Below are 20399 nucleotides of genomic sequence, written 5' to 3'. Positions count from 1 at the left end.
CTCCGCGGGCCCAGCGGGCCCTACACGGCGGAGATCGAAGCGGCCCGGGTCGTCCTGGTAGGACGACCCGGGCCGCTTGTCGCGATCGATCAGCCTTCGGCGCGGTGGCTGCCCGCCGTCGCCGGCTTGCCGTCACCCTCGTCCAGGTCGTCGTGGTCGCCGCCGGACTGCGCGGGCACGCCCGTCGCGGAACGGCCGCTGCGCACCGTGATGATGATGCCGACGACGGCCAGGATCAGGCCGATCAGGCCGAGGACGAGCGGGCCCCAGAGGCCGACCAGCTGGAGCTTCTGCCGGTTGTCGGAGGCCGCCGCGGCGGACCGCTCGATGGTGTCCTCGGTGTAGGTGAAGTCCGCGTCGAGCAGCGTCACGCGCTGGCCGTTGTTGCCGACCAGCTCCTTGCTCTGCTCCTCGGAGACCCGGATGAACTGGCCGGTGACCGGCTCCACCCAGACCGTGCGGGTGTTGTTGTAGACGACCTCGGCCGTGGTCGCGGTCGGGTCGAGCAGCTGGTTGACCAGCAGGCTCAGCTGGGTCGGGTCGAGCTGCTGGCGACCGTCGACGATCTTCTGGGTGAACTGGTAGGTCTCCAGCCCGGCGATCTCCTCGGTCTTCACGAACTCGGCCGGCTGCGCCTCGCGGATGTCCCGGTCGTAGATCGGGTAGGCCTTCTTCTCGGTGCCGAACGGGAACTTGTACATGTGCCCGGAGTAGTCGATCTTCTCCTGGTTGCCGGTGTCCAGCCACGCGCCGTCCCACGGCACCGCCGCGCCCGTCTCACGGTCGACCGCGAGCCGCGTGCTGTACGCGCTGACCCGCTCGCTGTTGAGGCTGGTGTTCACGACGTCCTGGCCGGCGAGCCACACGATCGCGGTGCCGTCGAGGTCACCCTCGAGGTTCGCGGTCTCCTTGGCGTCCGGCTGCACCGTCACGGTCGAGCGCAGCGCGCCGTGGTTGATCTTGGCCTCACCGCTGGTGACCTGGAGGAAGGTCGCGTTCTGCGCCTCCGCGACCGACTGGGTCGGCTCCATGTCGTACGGCAGCTGCGCTGCTTTGGGTGCCACCACGAAGTAAAGACCGGCGGCGAAAACTATGGCCAGGACTCCGAGACCAAACAGCACGGTGCCGAGGACGCGGGACCTCATTGTGCCTCCACGAGGTAAAAAGCGGGTTTCGGCAGGCGTTTCTGCTTGCCAGATTGCGGAAGGTTACTACTGAGTCACATCGGTGCGCGAGACCTGAACCAGATCTTCCTGAACGTCTGCTAAAACTGGTTCGCCCGTGCGCCGCAGGACAACGGTGAAGTTCCATGTAGCCAGCTCCCGCAGCACAGGCACGCGGGCGACCCACTGAGCCCAGCTGGGGTGGTACCGCGGCAGCACATCGACCACGGTCACCTCACCGGCACGGCGGGCCTGCTTCGCCCAGCGCATGGTCCGTGCCGCGCTGATCGGGAACAGGCTCTCCATGTAGCGGTTCTTCGGCTCCTTGCCGAACTTGCGCACGTAGCGGCGCCGGGCCCGCTCGCCGCCGAGCAGGTGCCAGGGGCCGGTCTCGTGCCCGCCGTGCGGCGACAGCCACGGCGTGTACGACACGTACACGGTGCCTCCGGGCTTGGTGACCCGGACCAGCTCGTCGAGGAGCGCCTCCGGGTCGGGCACGTGTTCCAGCACGTTCGACGAGTAGGCGACGTCCACCGACCCGGTACGCACCGGCAGCGCCGTGCCACTCCCCCGGATCATGCCGCTCACCTCGGCGCCCGCCGCGGCGAAGTCACCGACGGCCGGGTCCAGCCCGATGTACGTGGCGCCGGCCTTGCGGAACTCCGACGAGAAGTAGCCGGGACCGCCGCCGACGTCGAGCACCACGGCGTCGTCCAGGTCGGCGTACGACCGCAGCTGCCGTACCGAGTCGACGGCCAGCTCCGAGTAGAACCGGTCCGGGTCGGTCTGCTCGACCCGGAACGCCTGGAACAGCGCGACCGACCGGCCGAGCGTGGCAGTGTGCGGATCCACGGGGGTCTCCTCTTCCTCGACCGCCGGATCGGGATCCCTACGGCTCGATGTCGGTGCGGCCGTCGCGGCGACAGCGCTGATGGCGGCGAGCATCGCGAGCTGGACGGCGGCGTCGTACGCCCACGCCTGCCCGTGCCCGCTCAGCCGCCCGGTGACGGCGATGACCAGTCCGGTCCCGGCCGCGGTGAAGGCGACCCAGGGCAGCAGCCGGGGCCAGAGCTGGCGGCCGATCAGCCCGCAGAGCAGGAACACCGCGCCCGCGGCGCCACCGATCGCGACGACGAGGACCATCAGCGGCACCAGCATCCACCAGTCGCCGCCGGGGATCGCACGGTAGGCGCGGGCCAGCGGGCGGGTGATCGGCGCGGCACGCCGGCGTACCGGGGCGAGGGCGAACAGCAGCACCAGGAGAACACAGCCGGCGCCGGCTGCGAGGCCGATCCGGTACGGCTCGTCCGGGGTGAACCGCAGGCTCACCACGCCACCGGCGCCGGCCGGGAGCAGGAACGCCTGCTGCCAGCCGTCCACCCGGACCGCCCGCAGCTCCCGTCCGTCCAGGGTGGCCGTCCAGCCGGCGTTGCGGTTCTCGGCGACGACGAGCAGCGCCTCCGCGCCGGCGCCGACGGTGACCTGCCGGTCCGTCGCGTCCCACTCGCCGACCTCGACGGTGCGCTGGGCGACCTGCGGCGCGGCCGTGAGACCGTCCCGCACGAGGCTCGCCGACTCGATCAGGTACGACGCCGACGGCACGCTGCTCAGGCGATGCTCACCGGCCTTGAGCGCAACGCTCTGGCTCGCGAAGTCGTCGCAGACGCGGACCGCCAGCCGCCGCCCGGCGCGCACGTCGCCGAGGGTGCCGGAGACCGCCGTCGGGTAGGTGACCCCGTCCAGCACGACGTCCGGACCGGTGCCGCACTTCGCGACCAGCTTCGTGCCGTCCGAGACCGGCGTGATCAGGTCGTCCAGCGCCGGAATCTCCACCTCGGCGACACCGGCCGGCGCGAGCCAGTCGCCCCGGTCGTCGGCGGACACCTCGGTGGCCCCCAGGATCGCGATCTCCAGCTTCTTCGTGGTGACCGCCGGGAACTTCACCGACCCGTCGGCGGCGACCTCGGTGACGACCTCCTTGCCCGCGGCCCGGATCAGCACCCGGGTGGCCTGGGCGGCCCTCGGCGACTCCGCGGAGACCAGCCGCAGCTTGTCGATCTTCCGCTTGGCGTCCCAGGACAGCTTCAGCGTCGGCGTCGCGTCGGTGGGCTCGGCCAGCCAGGCCGTCGCCGGGTCGCCGTCGACCGCCGCGTGCGCGCCGACGGCCACGTCGCCGGTCAGCGTCGTGGAGGCCGAGGCGTCCACCTTCCGGTCGAGCGGCAGCGTGCCACCGGACCGGGGCAGGGCGGTCAGCTTCAGGTCGTACGCGGCGTTCACCGGCGTCGCGAAGATCCGGTCCACGCCGAGCGGCTCCTCGCCGGCCCGGGCCAGGAACTGGTCGCAGCGGACCGTGCCGCCGTCGGCGTAGCAGGAGTCGCGGTCCTGGGTGGCGCGCTCGAACACGTACGCCGGAACGCTCGTGCCCCGCACGTCGTCCGGCACCCGCAGCGCCCGCTCGGCCCGCACCCCGGGGATGCCGAGCTCGCGCAGCGCGACGCCGCCCTCGTACCCCTCCCGCAGGCCGAGCACGGCGACCCGGACGCTGGTGGTGAGGCCGGGCAGCGTGGTGAGCGTGTGCCCGCCCGGGGTGGACGGCACCGGCCGGTCCACGATGCCCTGGTCGGTGATGATCCGGACGTACGAGACCGGCGACGCGACCCGCAGGTCCTGGGAGAAGTCGACGGTCACCTCGGTGATCCGCTGCGCCGTCTCCAGCTGCACCTCGATCCACTGTCCGTACCCGGCCTGGTAGGGATCGGAGCGCCACGCCGTCGACGAGTCCCCGTCCAGCGCCGCGAACGGCATCGCGGACGGGTCGGTCGCGCCGATCGAGTCGGCGAAGGAGGCGCTGCTGGACGCGGTGACCGACCGGATGCCCTGGTACGCCGCGACCGTCTGGTGCCCGTCCGCGTCGAACGGCAGCAGGTCGCTGCGAACCCGGCCCTGCCGCGTCTCCTCCTCAGCGGTGAGCGTCTGGCTGGTGTTGTCCCGTACCCGGCCGATGTTCAGCTCGCGCCGGCGCAGGCCGTCGGTGACGATCGTCTGCCCGCCCGCTTCCGGGAGGGCGAGGTCGCCGTCCTGATCGCCGGTGAGCACGGCGGGCTGCGCCGGGTCGATCAGCCCGTCCTCCAGGATGCCGAGCAGCGATTCGGGGCCACCGCTGATCACCGGGACACCGGCCGTCGCGGTCGCCGTCGCGACCGGGACCTTCCGGTCCACCTTGAAGATCTCGATCGACGGCACCGAGACGCCGGCATCGACCGGGCTGGGGCCGGGGCCACCGGCGCCGACCCGCGGGCCGAACTCGGCGGCGGCCACCAGGCCGGGCGAGCCGAGGATGGCCCGGCGGACCACGGTGATCGGTGGCGCGCCCGCGGCAGAGCGGTCCAGGTCGTGCCGGACCAGCACGTACTGGTATCCGGAACGGGCCAGGAAGTCGGCGAGCGCCGCCGAGCCGCGGCCCTGAGCGAGGACCGCCTCGACGGCGTCCATCACCCGCGTGTTGCCCTCCGAGCCGAGCGGGATCTGGTTCCGGGTCGACCAGGGCGCGCCGGCCAGCGGCTGGGTCGGCTCGTCGACGGTCCGGCCCCAGGTGTTCTGCGAGAAGCCGGAGCCGGGCACGACGAGCGTGCGGTCCTGAGCGCCCTGGTCGGTGAGCCAGGTGGTGGCCTGGCTCCACGCGGACGGGATCGAGGACCAGCCGGGGCCGGGGCGCAGCAGCAGCATCCAGGCGGGCGCCGCGGCGGCGATCACCAGCGCGGCGACGACCGGGGCGGCCGGCAGGGGGAAACGGACCCGGCGCCACGCGGGTGCCTGACTGGCCAGGTACGCGAGACCGATCGCGACCGGCAGGCGCAGGATCGGCTCGAACTTGTGCACGTTGCGCAGCGGGGCGAGCGGGCCGTCCAGCAGGTCCCGGACCAGCGGGGCGAACGGGCTGTCCAGCGTGCCGACGTACCCGACGGTCAGCAGGGTCAGGCCGGTCAGCGCGGCGAGGACCAGGAACCGCTTCTCGGGCAGCCCGCGCAGCGAGAGCCCGACCAGGCCGAGCGCCGCGACCAGCGCGGTGAGCGCCATCAGGGCCGGATTGTCGATCAGGGTCCAGCCGGCCGGCCACCACGGTTCCCCCTGGACGATGTAGCCGACCCACTGGTTGGTGCCGCGGACCGCCTGGAAGAGCGAGTTCACCGCGGTGGTGGTCGCCGACGACTCGATGAAGTCCAGGAACGGCAGGCTGTACTGGCCGAACAGCAGCAGCGGGATGATCCACCACAGGGTCGCGAGCAGCACGAACCCGGACCACCAGGCGATCAGCTTGAACAACTGCCGGTCCCAGCGGCGGGTGACCAGCCAGAGGCCGGGCAGCACCAGGGCCATCACCACGGCGGCCGCGTTGATCCCGCCCATGAAGCAGACCGCGAACGCGGAGAGCGCGGCGGCCCGGCGCGGCGAGCCGATCCGGTTCACCGCGACCAGCGGGAGCATCACCCACGGCACGACGACGACCGGCAGCATCTCCGAGGAGAGCGGGCCGATCTCGGTGAGCATGCGCGGGGCCAGGGCGTACGCCAGGGCGCCGACGACCCGGCCGGCGTCGCTGCCGATCCGCATGGCCCGGGCCAGCAGCAGCACGCCGAAGTACGCGGCGCAGAACAGCGTCGCCGTCCAGAGCCGCTGCGTGATCCACGGCGGGATGCCGAGCAGGTCGCCGGCCGCGAAGAACGGGCCCATCGGGAACAGGTAGCCGTACGCCTGCTGCTGGAGCTCGCCGGAGGTGGCCCACGGGTTCCACAGGTGCAGGGCCCGGGCCATGAACCCGATCGGGTTCTCCGCGAGGTCCAGTTTGGTGTCGAACGTGGTCTCACCCGGCCGCTGGATGAAAGCGGCCACGACCAGCAGCAATGCGCCGAGCGCGACGAGAACGGGACGTTTCTTCACAGTGATCCGCTCCCGGGAGACGGCGGTCATCGGCGGCACTCCGGGGGCAGGCAGCTGAATTCGGCGAGCGCAGTGTAGAAGATCTGGCGGATTCCGGAAGGCTTGTCGGTGAGCGCGACCTTGCCGTTCGTCACCTCGGCGATCGCGTTCAACTCCGCGGAGTCGATCTCCGGTCCGACACCGATGAAGAGGATCGGCACCGGGCGCTTGCGGTCGAACATGTCGCTCAGCTGGGACAGCAGCTTGGCGCGGCCGATCCCGCTGGCGTTGTCGTCGGTGCCGTCGGTCAGGATCAGGACCATGTTGATCCGGCCGGGCGTCCAGTTCCGGGTGGCGTCCCGGTAGGCGGCGAGTGTCGTGTCGTAGAGGCCGGTCTGGCCGTTCGGCTTGGCCTTCATCCGGCCCAGCTCGCTGAGGATCTCGTCGCGGCGCGGGCCGAGCGGGCCGACCGGCACGACCTCGCGGTAGTCACGCTTGCCGACCAGGTCGGTGGAGAACTCCCAGACGCCGAGCTCGGTGGTCGCCAGCAACAGCTTCGCGCCGTCCTGGGCGGCCTTGATGGTCGCCGACATCCGGGTGTCCGACGAGCCGGGCACCGCCGACTCCATCGAGCCGGACACGTCGAAGACGGCGAGCATCCGGGCGCTGATGTGCACGCCGCCCCACGCGTTGAGCAGGTCTTCGGCGTCGGACTCGGACGGCAGCGCGGCGGGCTCGTACGTCGTGGTCCGCACCTTGGTGGCGGCCGGGACGCCGTCGGGCGCGCTGCCGTCGGGCGTGCGCAGGCCGTGCTCGGTCACCGCGGCGACGCCGTCCTTGGCGAGCAGCGCCCGCAGCAGCGTCGTCGACATGCTCCGCGCCCGGGTGTCCGTGGTCAGCACGGCGAACGGGTAGTCCAGGCCGGGCACGGCCGCAGGCGGGTAGACCGCCACCTGCCGCCGTCCGTCGAGCGCCGCCTGCAGCACCTGATGCTCGGTGCTCACCACGGCCTCCTCGTCCTTGCCGGGACCGGTCGGGTCGGGCACCGTCTCGCCGGCGACCGAGGCGGTGTCCGGCGAGAGCCGCCGCATGATCGCCGCGGTGCCGGCCGCCTTGGACCCGGCGAGCCGGCGGATGCCGACCAGGGCGCCGAACCCGACCGGGCTGGTCGCCGGGTCGGGCAGCACGACCGGCATCGGCCGGGTGGTGGCGCCGACCAGCTTCTGCCAGTTCAGCGGCGTCTTCTTCGTGCTGAGCCGGTCGGCGGACTTCTCGGCGAGCGACAACACGATCGGGGTGCCGGCGACCGAGACGCCCTCGGCCGGGACGGTGAAGGCGCCGGTGGCACGGGCGCGGCGCAGCCAGAGCGTCGATTCCGGCAGCCAGACGTCCGGGGCCTCGCTCGCGGTGGCCGCCGCCGCCGATTCGCTCGGCTCGTTGCTCTTCGCCGGGGACGGCGACGACACCGACGAGGACGCCGCGACCGTCTCCGGAGCGGTCCGGGCCAGCGCCCGCAGCACGTCCGCCGACTCCCGGCCCTCCACGAGGATGTCCAGGCACGGCTGACGACCCGCGACCTGGGCCGCGATCTCGCGAACCGGGGGGACGACGCTCGGGGCCGCGGCGATCCGCAACGTGGTCCGCTCGGCGCAGCCGCTCTCGTTCCGGGTGCGGTCGAGATAGGTGCCACCGCTCCAGCCGGCCAGCACCGCTATCAGCGCGATGCTGAGCAATGACACCGGCCAGAACTCCGGGCGCGCCCGGAGGCTGCCATCGGACACCCTTACCCTCCCGTTGTTACGCAGGCGTTGCGGTCTTCCGCAGGGCTGCCCTAGTGTGACGCGATCGCGAATCGTACTCGCTAGTAAGGGTGGCAGAGTAGACCATGACGCGTGTCCGTGGTGCTCACGTCCTGTTCCTGAACTGGCGGGACACCGGCCATCCCGAGGGTGGTGGGTCCGAGGTCTACCTGGAACGGGTGGCCGCCGAACTCATCGACATCGGTCATCACGTAACGATTCTGTGCCAGGCGTACGGAACCGCGCCCGCCGAGGAGACGAACGCCGACGGCGTCCGGATCATCCGGCGCGGCGGGCGGCACACGGTGTACCTCCGTGCCGCTCTCGTGTACCTGCTCGGTGTCCTCGGGTTCGGCCCGCTGTCCCGCCGTCGCCTGGCCCCGCACGGCCTGGGACGCCCCGACGTCGTCGTCGACGTCTGCAACGGGATGCCGTTCCTGAGCCGGCTGTACGTGCGCCGGCGGCCGGTCATCGCCCTGGTGCACCACGTGCACCGGGAGCAGTGGCCGGTGGTCTTCGGCCCACGCGTCGCCCGGATCGGCTGGTGGATCGAGTCGGTGCTGGCCGTCCGCGTCTACCGCGACTGCCGGTACGTCACGGTCTCCGAGACGAGCCGCAACGAATTGGCCGGTCTCGGCGTCGACCCGCGGCGGATCTCCATCGTGCACAACGGGACGCCGGAGGCCTGCGGTGCGCCGGTGGCACGGACGCCGTACCCGAGCCTGGTGGTCCTGGGCCGCCTGGTGCCGCACAAGCGGGTCGAGTTCGCGCTGCGCGCCACCGCCCTGCTCGCGACCGAGATGCCCGACCTGCGGCTGGTGGTGGCCGGTCAGGGTTGGTGGGACGAGCCGCTGCGCACGCTCGCGGACGACCTCTGCATCAACGACCACGTCGAGTTCGCCGGCTTCATCACCGAGGAGCGCAAGCACGAGCTGCTGGGCAGTTCGTGGCTGCTGCTGCAGCCCTCGTTGAAGGAGGGCTGGGGGCTGACGATCGTGGAGGCCGGCTCACGGGGCACGCCCTCGGTCGCGTTCCGCTCCGCGGGAGGCGTCGCCGACGCGATGTCCGACGGGGAGACCGGGGTGCTGGTGGCCGACGAGTACGAGTTCTTCAAGGCGGTGCGGTCACTGCTGCTGGACGCCGCCCGCCGTACCGCGATGGGCGCGAACGCCGCCACCCACGCTCAGCGGTTCACCTGGGAGAAGGCCGGAGCGGCGTTCTCCCAGGTGATCACTGGCCGGCTGGAAGCCGGGCAGCCGACGCTGACGGATCAGCGCGCGCCGTAGATTGCCTCTGCCGGGTTGGCGTCCGTCTCGCTGGCGACGTGGTCTGCGGACGGGCTCACCGCCCCCAGAGTGGCAGCCACGCCGACCCCGCCGAGGGCTCCCCCGGCCAAGGCCGCGATGAGGAACGTGGCCAACTTGACGATCATTCTTCCTCCCCGGACTCATGGTTGCGCGGACCGTACCACGATCCACGACGTACCCGCAGGAGGCAAAAACAAGCGAAGATCACCACTGTCCCGGCGAGCAGATGCGCAGCCAGGGCAGGGATTCGGCGTGCGACTGAGGTTTCACTAAGGACACCCGGAGACGGGTTCTCCCAGAGTTGGAGATACCGGCCGTCGTACGCCAGGCGCAGGCCGTCGAGCGTCGCGGGCGGCAGAGTCCCGGCGAGACCGGTCCGGACCAGAACCCAGCGCGAGCCGAGCTCGGCGACCGGCCGGCCGGCGTCGAGCAGCGCCTGGGCCCGCGCGGCTCGCGGGCTCTCCCCGTCCACAGTCACCCGGCCGACCCGCAGGGCATCGTTGATCAGCACCGGGGCGTTCAGGTACCGCGGCGCCGGGTCCCGCACCACCACTCCATCGGCCCAGTCGTAGCGCTGGTAGCCCTCGAACGGCAGCGACAGCACCTCGCCGGGGGCGGCGTCCACCCGGGCCGCGACCGCGTCCCAGTCCGCCGGGTAGGACACCGGCCGCAGCGCTCCGGCCGCGCCGAACGCCAGGTCGGGCATCGCCACGACAGGCAGCAGCAGGGCGCTGATCAGCAGGATCCGGCCGGCGTTCGGCTCGAATCGGCGGGCCAGCCGGTCGGCGAGCCGTTCCGCGCCGAGGGCGAATCCCAGGGCCAGGACCAGGGCGTACGGGATCAGGAACTTCTGGCCGTCGCGGAGCAGGCCGGCGCCGGGCACCGAGACGACCAGCCAGCGCAGCAGGCCGGCGGCCGGGGTCGCGCCCGCGACGGCGAGCAGAAACCCGCCCCCGGCCAGCACGAACAGCCGGACCGCGTCGCCGCGCCAGCGCCGCCACAGCTCCCGGAACCCGATCGCCGCCGCGGCGAGCAGCAGCAGCGTGACCACCGGGGCGAGCGCCGAGGTGCGGCTGCCGGGGACGGTCTGCGCGTTCCAGATGCCGCCGGTGCCGAGCAGCGAGACGAGCGTGCCGGCCCAGTTCTCGGCGCGGGCCGCGAACTGGGCCACGCCCTCCGGGTCCGAGCTCCCGCCGGCCGTGCTCGCCAGCGCCGCCACGATCCACGGCAGGTTGAGGGCGGTCACCGCGCCGAGGGCCGCTGCCAGGGTTCTGGATCTCATCGGGATCAGCAGGACCGCGACGGCCACCAGGGCGATCAGGCCGCCGGTCGGGGTCAGCGCCGCGGGGGCGGCCGCCAGGACCAGCCGGGGCAGTGCTCCCCGGCGTCCGGCGCGCAGGTCGCGCGCCGCGATGACCAGCCACGGGAGGGCGCCGTACGCGAGAAGCAACGCCCACTGACCCAGCAGCAGCCGTTCCGCCAGGAAGGGTGTCCACGCGTACGCGAACGCGGCGACCACCCCGGTCAGGCGCCGTCCGCCCGGCACCAGCCGGGCGGCGCCGAGCGCGGCCAGATAGACGATCGCGACCAGCGCGATCCGCTGCAGCAGCCAGCCCGGCACGACCAGGTCGGCGAGCGACACCACCGCGTCGAGCGGCACCGCCCGCGGCAGGGCGTCGGCCGGGGCGATCATCTCCCAGTTCAGCGGCTGCTCCGGCACGAAGACCATGTCGTAGCGCAGCACGTAGCCCGGCAGTGCCAGCGGCGCGAGCACCACGGCGGTGATCCCGGCCGCGACGGCACGCGGCCCGGTCAGCGACGCACGCACCTATCCGGCCGGCGCCGGGACGATGTCGCCGACCAGGACCTCGTCGGTGCAGACCGAGGCGGTCTTGTCCGGGACCGTGAGCTCCACCGTCGAGCCACCGCCGTTCATCAGCAGGAAGACCGCGTTGAGGCCCTGGTGCACGTCGAACGGGACCACGTCGCCCGAGCCGAGCCGGGCCGTCGCCGACGTGTCGGTGCGGGCGAGATAGGCGATCCGGACCACGTGCCAATAGTCCGGCACGGAACCCTCCATCGCGACGCGAACCGTCGATCCGGCGATCTGGTAGCCGCAGCCGGACCGTGGCCCGGGCAGCGACCGCGGGCCCCGCACCCAGGCCGGGCGCACGTGCCCCTCCTCGTCGAAGACCGACAGCTCCCGGGCATGCGTGACGAAGTTCGGGCCGTCCTGCATCGGGGCGAAGAATCTGGACTGCATGTTGTACGGCCCGGACAGCCGGCCGACCACGCCCTCCGGGACGGCCTGGTCCATGAAGACCGTGCCGGCCGGGGCCGCCCGCAGGTCGGCCCGCGCGTTCGCCAGGTAGTCCCGGCCCTGCTTGACCGCCCAGGCGTCGCCGAATCCGGCGGTGCTGAACGCGGCGCTGGCCACGAACACCGCGATGCCGCCGGCCAGCAGCGGGGACGCGATCCGCCGCGGGATGACCGTGCGCGGCTCCCGGACCGGCGCCGCCCCGGCCGTGGCCGCAGCCGTCGCCTCGATCGCCCGCAGCCCGCAGAGGGCCGCGCCGACCGCGAGCGCGGCGACCACCGCGACGTCGGCGAGGTAACGCGGAACCGCGCCGGCCACGCCGCTGTAGATCGAGCCGAGCCGGGTGGCGCCGAGCAGGCCGGCCACGATCGCGGCGTACGAGAGCAGCAGGAACCAGGCCCGGGCCGCGGCCCACCCGCGCTGCCAGATGGTGAACGCCACGAACACCACCACGACGATCAGGGCGATCCAGCGGGCGATCGGGCTGGGCGCGGTGATCGGGGCGCCGTCGCCCGCGCCGAGCCACGCCCACGGTCCGCCGACCAGGCCCGGCAGCAGGGTGTGCCCGAAGAACTGCACCACGAACGTGATCACCTCGTCGACCGAGGACGGCCGGCGCAGCGACGATGTGGAGCGGGACAGGTAGAACGCGAGGAACGCCAGCGAGATGCCGGTCAGCACCAGCCAGGACGGCCACCAGCGGCGGATCGTCTGGACCACCGCGGTGATCGGGCCGCCCGGCGCGTACAGGAAGAGTGTCAGCAGGAAGACCAGCGCGACAGCGAGGATCGCCTTCTCGAAGAAGAACAGGCCCAGCAGGATCGCCAGCCCGAGCGTCACCAGGTGCAGCCGGCGTCCGGTGCGGATGTACTTCACCTGCGCGCCCACTGCCAGGATCATCGCGAGCTGCATCGGCAGCATGTTGATCCCGACCGCCCACCACGAGGTGGCCTCCAGGGTGAGCGGGCTGACCAGGAACACCGCGAGCGGCACCAGCAGCAGCCAGCCGGGCAGCAGCATCAGCCGCAGCAGCCGGTAGAACGTGATCGCCACCAGCGCCTGCCCGGCGGTCAGCAGGGCGAGGTACGGCCCGTAGCCGAACCCGCCGAGCTGGTTGGTCAGCCAGGTGACCAGGTGGCCGGCCGGCATGAGGTGGTTGTTGAAGAGGCCGAACAGGTAGTCGGGGCCCAGCGGCTTCAGCTCCGCCATCGAGATGAGCGGGAAGTCGTCGTACGACAGGTATCCGCGGCGGGCGATCAGCGCCCGCGCGACCACGCTGACGATGATGAGCACGACGGCGACGGCGGTGATGACATCGGCGTCACCGGTCCGGGGCGGGTGGCGGTCCGCTGGGGACGCCACGGGATCTGGAGCCTTGGGCACGACAGCAGGGTGCCATAACGACCCGGGTTTCCGAAGTCCGCAGCATCCTTCAAACGACCTGTTCCAGCACTGGACCCGAATGTTTCTCGCCAGTAACCTGCACGGAGTCCGGCACCCGGCATCGACAGGTGAGGAACTGATGACAACGGCAGAAGACGCGGCGGTCGACGTCTGTGTGGTGGGCGGATGCGGCCGGGTCGGCCTGCCGCTGGGCATCGCGCTGGCGTCGCGCGGGCTCTCCGTCCTCCTCTACGACATCAACCCGGCCGCCGTCGACCGGGTCAACTCCGGCACGCTGCCGTTCGACGAGCCGGGCGCGGCCGAGCCGCTCGCCGAGGCGATCGCCGCCGGCCGGCTGCGCGCCAGCACCGCCCCGGAGAGCGTCGGACTCGCCGACGCCCTGGTCGTGGTCGTCGGCACCCCGGTCGACGAGCACCTGAACCCGGACCTCGGCGCGGTGCCGCGGGCCATCGAGCGCGGCGTGCCGCACATGCGCGACGGCCAGCTCGTGGTGCTGCGCAGCACGGTCTACCCGGGCGTCACCGCGCTCACCGAGAAGCTGCTGTCCGGCTGGGGTCTCGACGTCGACGTGGCGTTCTGCCCGGAGCGGATCGCCGAGGGCAAGGCGATGACCGAGCTGTTCACGCTGCCGCAGATGGTCGCGGCGCGGAAGCCGCAGGCCGGTGACCGGGCCGAGAAGCTGTTCCGCAACCTCACCGACTCGATCATCCGGCTGGAGCCGGAGGAGGCCGAGCTCGCCAAGCTGTTCACCAACACCTGGCGCTATCTGAAGTTCGCCGCCGCCAACCAGTTCTGGATGATGGCGAACGACTTCGGCCTCGACTACGAGCGGATCCGGCACGCGATCACCACCGACTACCCGCGCGCCGCCGACCTGCCGATGCCCGGTTTCGCCGCCGGGCCGTGCCTGCTCAAGGACACCATGCAGCTGGCGGCGTTCAACGGCAACAACTTCGTCCTCGGCCACTCCGCCATGCTGATCAACGAGGGCCTCCCCCTCTATCTGGTGTCCCGGCTCGAGGAGCGGTTCCCGCTCGCCGATCTCACGGTCGGCGTCCTCGGCATGGCGTTCAAGGGCGGGAGCGACGATCCGCGGGACAGTCTCGCGTACAAGCTCCGCAAGCTCTTGATCATCAAGGCGCGGGATGTGCTCTGCACCGACGAGCATGTGCGCGACGACCGCTTCCTGCCGCTCGACGAGGTGCTGGAGAAGGCGGACGTGCTGGTGATCGCGTCGCCACACAAGGAGTACGCGGCGCTCGCCACCGACAAGCCCGTCATCGACATGTGGGGACTGACCGGGCAGGGGGTGCTGGTGTGAGCCCGCGCGTCACCGTCGTCATCCCGGTCTACAACGAGGGCGAGGGCGTCGTCCGGCACCTCGAGCGGATCCTGCGCGACGTGCTGCTGCCGGCCGAGGTGCTGGTCGTGCACGACATGCCGGAGGACACCACGGTTCCGTTCGTGCACGAGGTGGCCCGGCACGACCCGCGGGTCCGCACGGTGCTCAACACCTACGGCCGGGGGCCCGCGAACGCGATCCGGTTCGGCATCAACGCGGCGACGGCGCCGGTGGCGGTCGTGACGATGGCCGACGGCTGCGACGACCCGCAGCAGATCGACGAACTGGCCCGGCTGGTCGACCGGGGCGTGGTCGTCGCGGCCGCCTCCCGGTACATGCCCGGTGGCCAGCAGGTCGGCGGCCCGCGGTTCAAGCGGCTGGCGTCCCGGTGGGCCGGGCGCACCCTGCACGCGTTCGCCCGGGTCGGCACCCGCGATGCCACGAACAGCTTCAAGGCTTATGACACCGCGTTCGTCCGCGAGGTCGGCATCGAGTCGCGGACCGGCTTCGAGATCGGCATCGAGCTGACCGCGAAGGCCGCGCGGACCGGCCGGATGGTCGCCGAGATCCCGACGATCTGGCTCGACCGGCAGCTCGGCGAGTCACACTTCGATGTGGGCCGGTTCCTGCCGAGCTACCTGAAGTGGTACTTCTTCGCGTTCGGCCGGCGGCTCACGACGGAGGAACTGGCCGCGCGGTGGGAGTCGGCCCGGACCGCGACGCCGGCCAAGGAGGACTCCCGGGCGTGACCGTGCGAGCCTCCACCGGCCGGCGGATCGGTGTCTCCGGTGCGGCGGTCGCCGTCGCCGGGGCGCTGACCAGCGCGCTGGGCTACCTCGTACCGGTCATCGGCGCCCGCGGCCTGGACGCCGCCGACCTCGGCGCGCTCGCCACCGTGCTCGCGATCGCCGCGATCGCGAGCGTTCCCGGCACCGGTCTGCAGATCGCCGTGGCGGTGCACCGGGCACGTCATCCTTCAGCGACGGCCGCCCGGGCCGGCTGGCTCACCGCGGCCCTCTGCGCCGGCGTCGTCGCGCTGCTCGCCCCGATCGCCGGACCGCTGCTCGATCTGCCCCTCGCCGTGATCCTGCTGCTCGCCGTGCAGACCTTCACCGTCGTGGCGGCCGGCCGCTGGCTGGGTGAGCTCCAGGGCGCCGGGCGGTTCCTCCGGCTCGCCGCCGGCATGACGGTCCTCGCAACCGGCCGGTACGGCGGACTGATCGCCGGCCTGCTGCTGGGCGCCGGACTGACCGGTTCCATGGCGATCGGGGCGGTCGTCTCGCTGCTGATCCCGCCGGTGCTCGCGGTCCTGGCCCGGGTGCCGGCCGACCACGGCGGTCTCGGCATCACCGCGCGTCAGATCGTCACGGCCTGCTCCGCCACGCTCGCCATGCTGATCGTGTCGTACGCCGACCTGATCCTCGCCCGGCACCTGCTCCCCGCCGCCGACTCCGGCGCGTACGCGGTCGGCACCGTGCTGACCAAGGGCGCGCTCTGGGCACCGCAGGTCGTCACCGTCCTCGCCCTGCCCCGGCTTGCGCAGGGCAGCCGCCGCGCCCTCACCGTCGCCGCCGGACTGGTGGCCGGCTGCGGCGCCCTGCTGATCCTGGCCTCCGCGGTCGCCGGCGAGCTGGCGTTCCGGCTGGCCGGCGGACCGGACTACGTGTCGCTCGCCGAGTACGCCCCGGTGTTCGCGGCGACCGGCGCCTGCTACGCCCTGGTGTTCGTGCTGGTCAACGCCCAGGTCGCGGCCGGCGCCCGGTGGCCGGCCGCTCCGCTGTGGGCCGCCACGGTCCTGCTCGTGGTCACCACCGAGTGGCTGGTGCCGCACACGTTCACGGCGATCATGTGGTCCGCGCTCGGCGCCGCTGTCCTGGCGCTCGCCGGCACGGCCGCAGCAGCCGTAGTAAGTAAGGTATGGGTTCGAGCGAGCGCCGGTGGTCACCGTTCCCTAGGGTGATCACATGGGCCCCACTCTGAGCGCCGGTAAGTCGCGCCACGCCTTGCGCACGTCCGCCTTCATCTCGTTGCAGGTGCTGGTCGTGCTGCTGATGACCTGGGTGGTGCTGCGACTGATCGGCACCGCCTGGTCGATCGTCTGGCCGCTGGTCGTCGCGCTGCTGCTGACGACGCTGACCTGGCCGCCGGTCCGCTTCCTGCGCAAGCACAGGTGGCCGCCGGCCCTGGCCGCCTCGTTCGTCACCATCCTGTTCCTGGCGATCGCCGCGGGCATCCTGGTCGGCATCATCGTCCCGGTGGCCTCCGAGTCGGGCAAGCTCGCGACCGGGGTGTCCGACGGCATCCAGACCGTCCGCGACTGGGCGGCCGGCCCGCCGCTGAACATCGGCGACGACCAGGTCGACTCGGCCCTGAGCACTGCCATCGACCGGATCCAGGACAGCGTCGGCAGCATCGCGACGGCCACCCTCACCGGCGTGAACACCGTGGTGGACGGCCTGGTCACGACGATCCTCGCGCTGTTCCTGATGTTCTTCTTCCTGAAGGACGGCCCGCGCTTCCTGCCGTGGCTCTCCCGGCAGCTGCCCGGCCGGCTCGCCACCGACGTCCCGGCGATCACCAGCCGCAGCTGGAACACGCTCGGCTCGTTCGTCCGCTCGCAGGCGTTCGTCGGCCTGCTCGACGCCGTCTTCATCGGCGTCGGACTGTGGATCGTCGGCGTGCCACTGGTGCTGCCGCTCGCCGTGCTCACCTTCGTCACGGCGTTCGTGCCGATCGTCGGCGCCCTCTTCGCCGGCTTCGTCGCAGTGCTGATCGCGCTCGTCTCGAACGGCTGGACCGACGCGCTCATCGTGCTCGCCATCATCGTGGCGGTGCAGCAGCTGGAGGGGAACGTCTTCCAGCCCATGGTGCAGAGCCGCGGTCTCGGCCTGCACGCCGGCGTGGTGCTGCTCGCGGTGACGCTGGGCAGCAGCCTGTACGGGATCGTCGGGGCGCTGCTGGCGGTCCCCGTCGCGGCCATCGTCGCCGTCATCTGGAACTACCTGCGGGAACAGTTGAGTGAGCCGGCGGTCGTCGCTGATCCACCGCCGTCTTCGGATTCGCCGGCTGCCGTCACTGACGCAGATCAGCCTTCAGGCGCTCACTGATGTGCCTGATCAGCCGGTTCATGTCGGCGCAGTAGACGGTCGGATTGCGGAACCCGTCACCGGGCCGGTAGCGGTGGGCGTAGTGCCCGGCGCCGCAGACCCGGTGCACGGGACAGCTCCGGCAGCCGTCGGCGAGCGCCTCCACGCCGATCTGCCGGGCCGCCACCCCGGGATGCGTGAGCACCGTGTCGAACGCGTCGGTCAGCACGTTACGGCCGGTCGCGGCCGCGCCCGGGTAGGTGCTCTTGAGCGCGTCGACCTGCTCGATCGCGCCGTCCGACTCGACCACCGCGACGACGACCGGGCTCAGGCCGATCTGCTCGGAGCGGGACGATCCGCCCAGCAGCAGGCTCATCACGTCCTCGAAGAGGCGGATGCGGGTCTTCGGTTCCGCGTACCACTGGTCGAACACGGCGATCAGCCAGCGGGCCGTGTCGTGCTGCGGGGGCTGCGCCCAGTTCGCGTGCGGCAGGAGCAGGTCGACGGCCGGGGGCTCGTGGCTGAGCAACGCCCGGTAGGTCGCCACCGGGTCCGTGGTGGGGTCGATCGTGCAGAGCAGTCCGGCGTACAGATGGGGGTGATCATGGAGATTCTGCAGGGCTCGTGCGGTGGCGGCGTGACTGCCGCGACCGTTTCTGAACACCCTGTGACGATCGTGGTCGGTGGCCGTCCCGTCGATGCTCACCCCGACCCGGATGTCCGCGGCGGCCAGCTCGGCCAGGGCCTTCGGCGTCAGCCCTATACCGTTCGTCTGCATCGTCACCTGGGCCGTCGTCGTCGCCGGCAGAGCTGTGCGCAGCTCGGCGATCTTGGAGCGCAGGCGGGCGGGGCCGGCGAGGAGCGGTTCTCCGCCGTGCAGCACCACGCGTACCTCGTCGAGGGAATGCTCCCCGGCGTGCTCGGCGATCCGCCGGGACGCCGCCTGCCACACGTCGTCGCTCATCAGGCGGGGGCGCTGCCGCCAGGACTGGTCGGGGGACTCGTAGACGTAGCAATACGTGCAGGCCAGGTTGCAGCGCTGGTGGACCTTGAGTACGAACTCGCGGAAAGGCCTGGGACGCCAGCCGCCGGCTCGGAGCCGGTCAAGGTCGAGCAGTTGGTACGGCCAGCGGGGGTGCATGGGTCCACGGTACGTGCCGTGTCCATTTTGTGAAGTGCGTCACTGTCTTGACGAGTGGGTCTGCGGGGGTGGTTTGTGGCTGATCCTGGTTAATTGTGCTGAAAATCGTCGCCGCGCTGGCGCTTGCCCTGACCCCTGCCACCCCTTCATCAGCCCTGCCGCCGGCCCCGTCGTCCGCTCATGTCGTCCGGCCCGGGGACACGCTCTTCGGGATCGCCTCGCAGCACGATGTACCGGTCGCCTCCTTGCGATCTTGGAATGGGCTGGGGTCGTACGCGAAACTGCGGGCCGACGGCATGCTGCGACTCGCCTCCCCGCGCGCGCCCATCCCGGAGTTCCGGACGCGCAGCGAGACCGTCACGGCGCTCGAAGCCAACGGCAGCGCTGACCGGAAATGCCCAGTGCCGGCGTCCGAGTTGCGGCGGATCTGGGTGCGGTACATCGACTTCCAGGGCAAGGTCCACAACGGCAGCCTGATCATGCATCGGTCGCTGGTGGCGGCCACGCAGCGGGCGTTCGGTCAGTTGTATCGGTGGCGCTTTCCGATCATGGTGATGCAGCCGGCATCGGTGAACATGCCCGGTTTATCGGATAAATCGGTGTTGACGAGTGGATATGAGTGCCGTTTCGTCGCCGGCACCACGAAGTGGTCGCAGCATTCCTACGGCCGGGCCATCGACGTCAACCCCCGGCAGAATCCGATGATCCGAGGCGACTACCTGGACCCGCCGAACACGGAGAAGTGGCTGGAACGTTCCCACTACTGGCCGGGCATGATCCACGAGAACGGCGCCGCCGAGGCGTTCACGGTGGAGGGGTTCGCTTGGGGTGGGCGCTGGAAGTCCCTCAAGGACTACATGCACTTCAGCACCACAAACCTGTGATGAACTGGCCATATGTGGGTCACTCCCCGGCTGGGCCGTCGCTGGGGCGTGAAAGCCGGTCGGGCCGTCGAACAGCGCGTCGAGGGCCTTGCGGGCGCGGGCGGGACTGTCCGGCATCAGGTGGGCATACACCCGCAGCGTGAACGCCGGGTCGGCGTGACCCAGCCACTCAGTCTCGCCCGCGTCGAGCAGCACCGAGGCGTAGAAATGCCGCAGCGCGCTCACGGCGCGACCCGGCGGCTGCTCCTGCGGCACAGGCTGACACGACGAAGCCGCCGACTCTTGGTCAGACCACACGTCGGGGGCACCGAGGGATCACACTTTCCGAGTTCGGTCTCGCCGGAGGGCAGTTCGCCTTACTTGGGCTGCGGCTCCAAATTAACCTCCGCGCGAAGTGCCAGAACGACCTGCCGGAAGGCATCCTCTGACTGCTCCTTCTGCGCAGCCGACTCGCCCGGCCGCGTGAGGTAGAGGAGATCGTTCACCAGCTTGACGGCGGCCACCGTTGCGGGAGCGAAAAGCAACTCGATAGCGGATCGAGCGGTGCGCATCCTGCCTCGCAACTCGTTCCGCTCGTCCTGGTCCATGCCTGCCTCGCCGATACGCCGGTACTCGTTGAGCAGTCTCCGTGTTGCAGTGATGAAGTCGACTGAGACGCGAAGACGCTGATCCCGCAGCCAATGCTGGTGCTCCCGAGCCTTGTGCAGCCTCGCTCCGATCACAGCACCGGCCACTCCGATGGCAGCAACGATCAGGGCGGAACACGCAGCAACGATTGCTGGCACAACACTGTTGTTCATGGTTTCTAGGCTATCGACGGTGCTGAGCCCTGGGCGGCTACCGGGAGGGCCCAAGGGACGAGCGGCCTCCGGCGGCCGGGGCTACCGCCCCTGGGCCTGGCGCTCTGGGATGCCCAGCCTGGCCGACTTCCCCTCACACACAGCACGAAGCCAGACCGCGCCTGTCCGGCCCCGTAGGACGTGCGCGACGGGATGCCAGCCAAGCTAGGCGGGGGGGTCGGGGTGAGTGAGGTTGTCAC

Annotated in this window: 14 protein-coding genes; 6 read left to right on the top strand and 8 right to left on the bottom strand. The window is 71.4% G+C overall.

The window, feature by feature from the left end; translation table 11 throughout:
• Positions 1-89 precede the first annotated feature (89 nt).
• The 3 genes from EP757_RS20510 to EP757_RS20500 all read right to left on the bottom strand — a co-directional run bounded on the left by EP757_RS20510 (position 90) and on the right by EP757_RS20500 (position 7861).
• Positions 90-1145: a DUF3068 domain-containing protein gene (locus EP757_RS20510; protein ID WP_127548380.1), complete on the bottom strand. Its 1056-nt coding sequence runs from the start codon at positions 1143-1145 to the stop codon at positions 90-92.
• A 66-nt stretch (positions 1146-1211) separates the two neighbouring features.
• A complete protein-coding gene (locus EP757_RS20505; protein ID WP_127548378.1) occupies positions 1212-6131 on the bottom strand; it encodes an alpha-(1->3)-arabinofuranosyltransferase family protein in 4920 nt (1639 codons plus the stop codon).
• Entirely contained in the window at positions 6128-7861 is a 1734-nt protein-coding gene (locus EP757_RS20500; protein WP_127548376.1) for a substrate-binding and VWA domain-containing protein, read from the bottom strand. The genes EP757_RS20505 and EP757_RS20500 overlap by 4 nt, the downstream gene beginning before the upstream one ends.
• Before the next feature lie 104 nt (positions 7862-7965).
• Here EP757_RS20500 and EP757_RS20495 point away from each other — a divergent pair, with 104 nt between their 5' ends.
• Complete coding sequence (locus EP757_RS20495; protein WP_127548374.1) at positions 7966-9165, top strand: glycosyltransferase family 4 protein; 1200 nt, start codon at positions 7966-7968, stop codon at positions 9163-9165.
• On the opposite strand, the gene EP757_RS43275 is transcribed toward EP757_RS20495, so the two are convergent.
• The 3 genes from EP757_RS43275 to EP757_RS20485 are packed head-to-tail and all read right to left on the bottom strand — an operon-like array spanning position 9150 to position 12886.
• The gene (locus tag EP757_RS43275; protein ID WP_174262424.1) at positions 9150-9311 is read right to left on the bottom strand and encodes a hypothetical protein; all 162 of its coding nucleotides are present in this window, start codon (positions 9309-9311) and stop codon (positions 9150-9152) included. The genes EP757_RS20495 and EP757_RS43275 overlap by 16 nt on opposite strands.
• Positions 9308-11014, bottom strand: a complete 1707-nt coding sequence (locus EP757_RS20490) for a hypothetical protein (RefSeq protein ID WP_127548372.1) — start codon at positions 11012-11014, stop codon at positions 9308-9310. Before EP757_RS20490 ends, EP757_RS43275 begins: the two co-directional genes overlap by 4 nt.
• Positions 11015-12886 (bottom strand): hypothetical protein, encoded by a 1872-nt coding sequence (locus EP757_RS20485; RefSeq protein ID WP_127548370.1) that lies wholly within the window; start codon positions 12884-12886, stop codon positions 11015-11017.
• Positions 12887-13025: 139 nt separating this feature from the next.
• On the opposite strand from EP757_RS20485, the gene EP757_RS20480 reads away from it, so the two are divergent.
• Genes EP757_RS20480 through EP757_RS20465 form a run of 4 tightly spaced genes read left to right on the top strand, consistent with a single transcriptional unit; the run spans position 13026 to position 17356 of the window.
• On the top strand, positions 13026-14228 hold the full coding sequence (locus EP757_RS20480; RefSeq protein WP_127548368.1) for a nucleotide sugar dehydrogenase: 1203 nt from the start codon (positions 13026-13028) through the stop codon (positions 14226-14228).
• Positions 14225-14998, top strand: coding sequence for a glycosyltransferase family 2 protein (locus EP757_RS20475; RefSeq protein WP_127548366.1), 774 nt, complete (start codon positions 14225-14227; stop codon positions 14996-14998). Before EP757_RS20480 ends, EP757_RS20475 begins: the two co-directional genes overlap by 4 nt.
• The gene (locus EP757_RS20470; RefSeq protein WP_127548364.1) at positions 14995-16209 is read left to right on the top strand and encodes a lipopolysaccharide biosynthesis protein; all 1215 of its coding nucleotides are present in this window, start codon (positions 14995-14997) and stop codon (positions 16207-16209) included. Before EP757_RS20475 ends, EP757_RS20470 begins: the two co-directional genes overlap by 4 nt.
• A gap of 4 nt (positions 16210-16213) precedes the next feature.
• Positions 16214-17356 (top strand): AI-2E family transporter, encoded by a 1143-nt coding sequence (locus EP757_RS20465; protein ID WP_127548362.1) that lies wholly within the window; start codon positions 16214-16216, stop codon positions 17354-17356.
• Here EP757_RS20465 and EP757_RS20460 read toward each other — a convergent pair.
• Positions 17322-18476, bottom strand: coding sequence for an FxsB family cyclophane-forming radical SAM/SPASM peptide maturase (locus EP757_RS20460; protein WP_127548360.1), 1155 nt, complete (start codon positions 18474-18476; stop codon positions 17322-17324). The genes EP757_RS20465 and EP757_RS20460 overlap by 35 nt on opposite strands.
• 95 nt (positions 18477-18571) lie before the next feature.
• Here EP757_RS20460 and EP757_RS20455 point away from each other — a divergent pair, with 95 nt between their 5' ends.
• Entirely contained in the window at positions 18572-19360 is a 789-nt protein-coding gene (locus EP757_RS20455; RefSeq protein WP_127548358.1) for a M15 family metallopeptidase, read from the top strand.
• Positions 19361-19716: 356 nt separating this feature from the next.
• On the opposite strand, the gene EP757_RS20445 is transcribed toward EP757_RS20455, so the two are convergent.
• Positions 19717-20160, bottom strand: coding sequence for a hypothetical protein (locus tag EP757_RS20445; protein ID WP_127548356.1), 444 nt, complete (start codon positions 20158-20160; stop codon positions 19717-19719).
• Between the last annotated feature and the right edge of the window lie 239 nt (positions 20161-20399).

It is taken from the genome of Actinoplanes sp. OR16 (genome assembly GCF_004001265.1).
In the GTDB taxonomy this organism is placed as follows: domain Bacteria; phylum Actinomycetota; class Actinomycetes; order Mycobacteriales; family Micromonosporaceae; genus Actinoplanes.
Note: the sequence above shows the minus strand (reverse complement) of the source record. Positions and strands in the feature narration are given on the sequence as shown.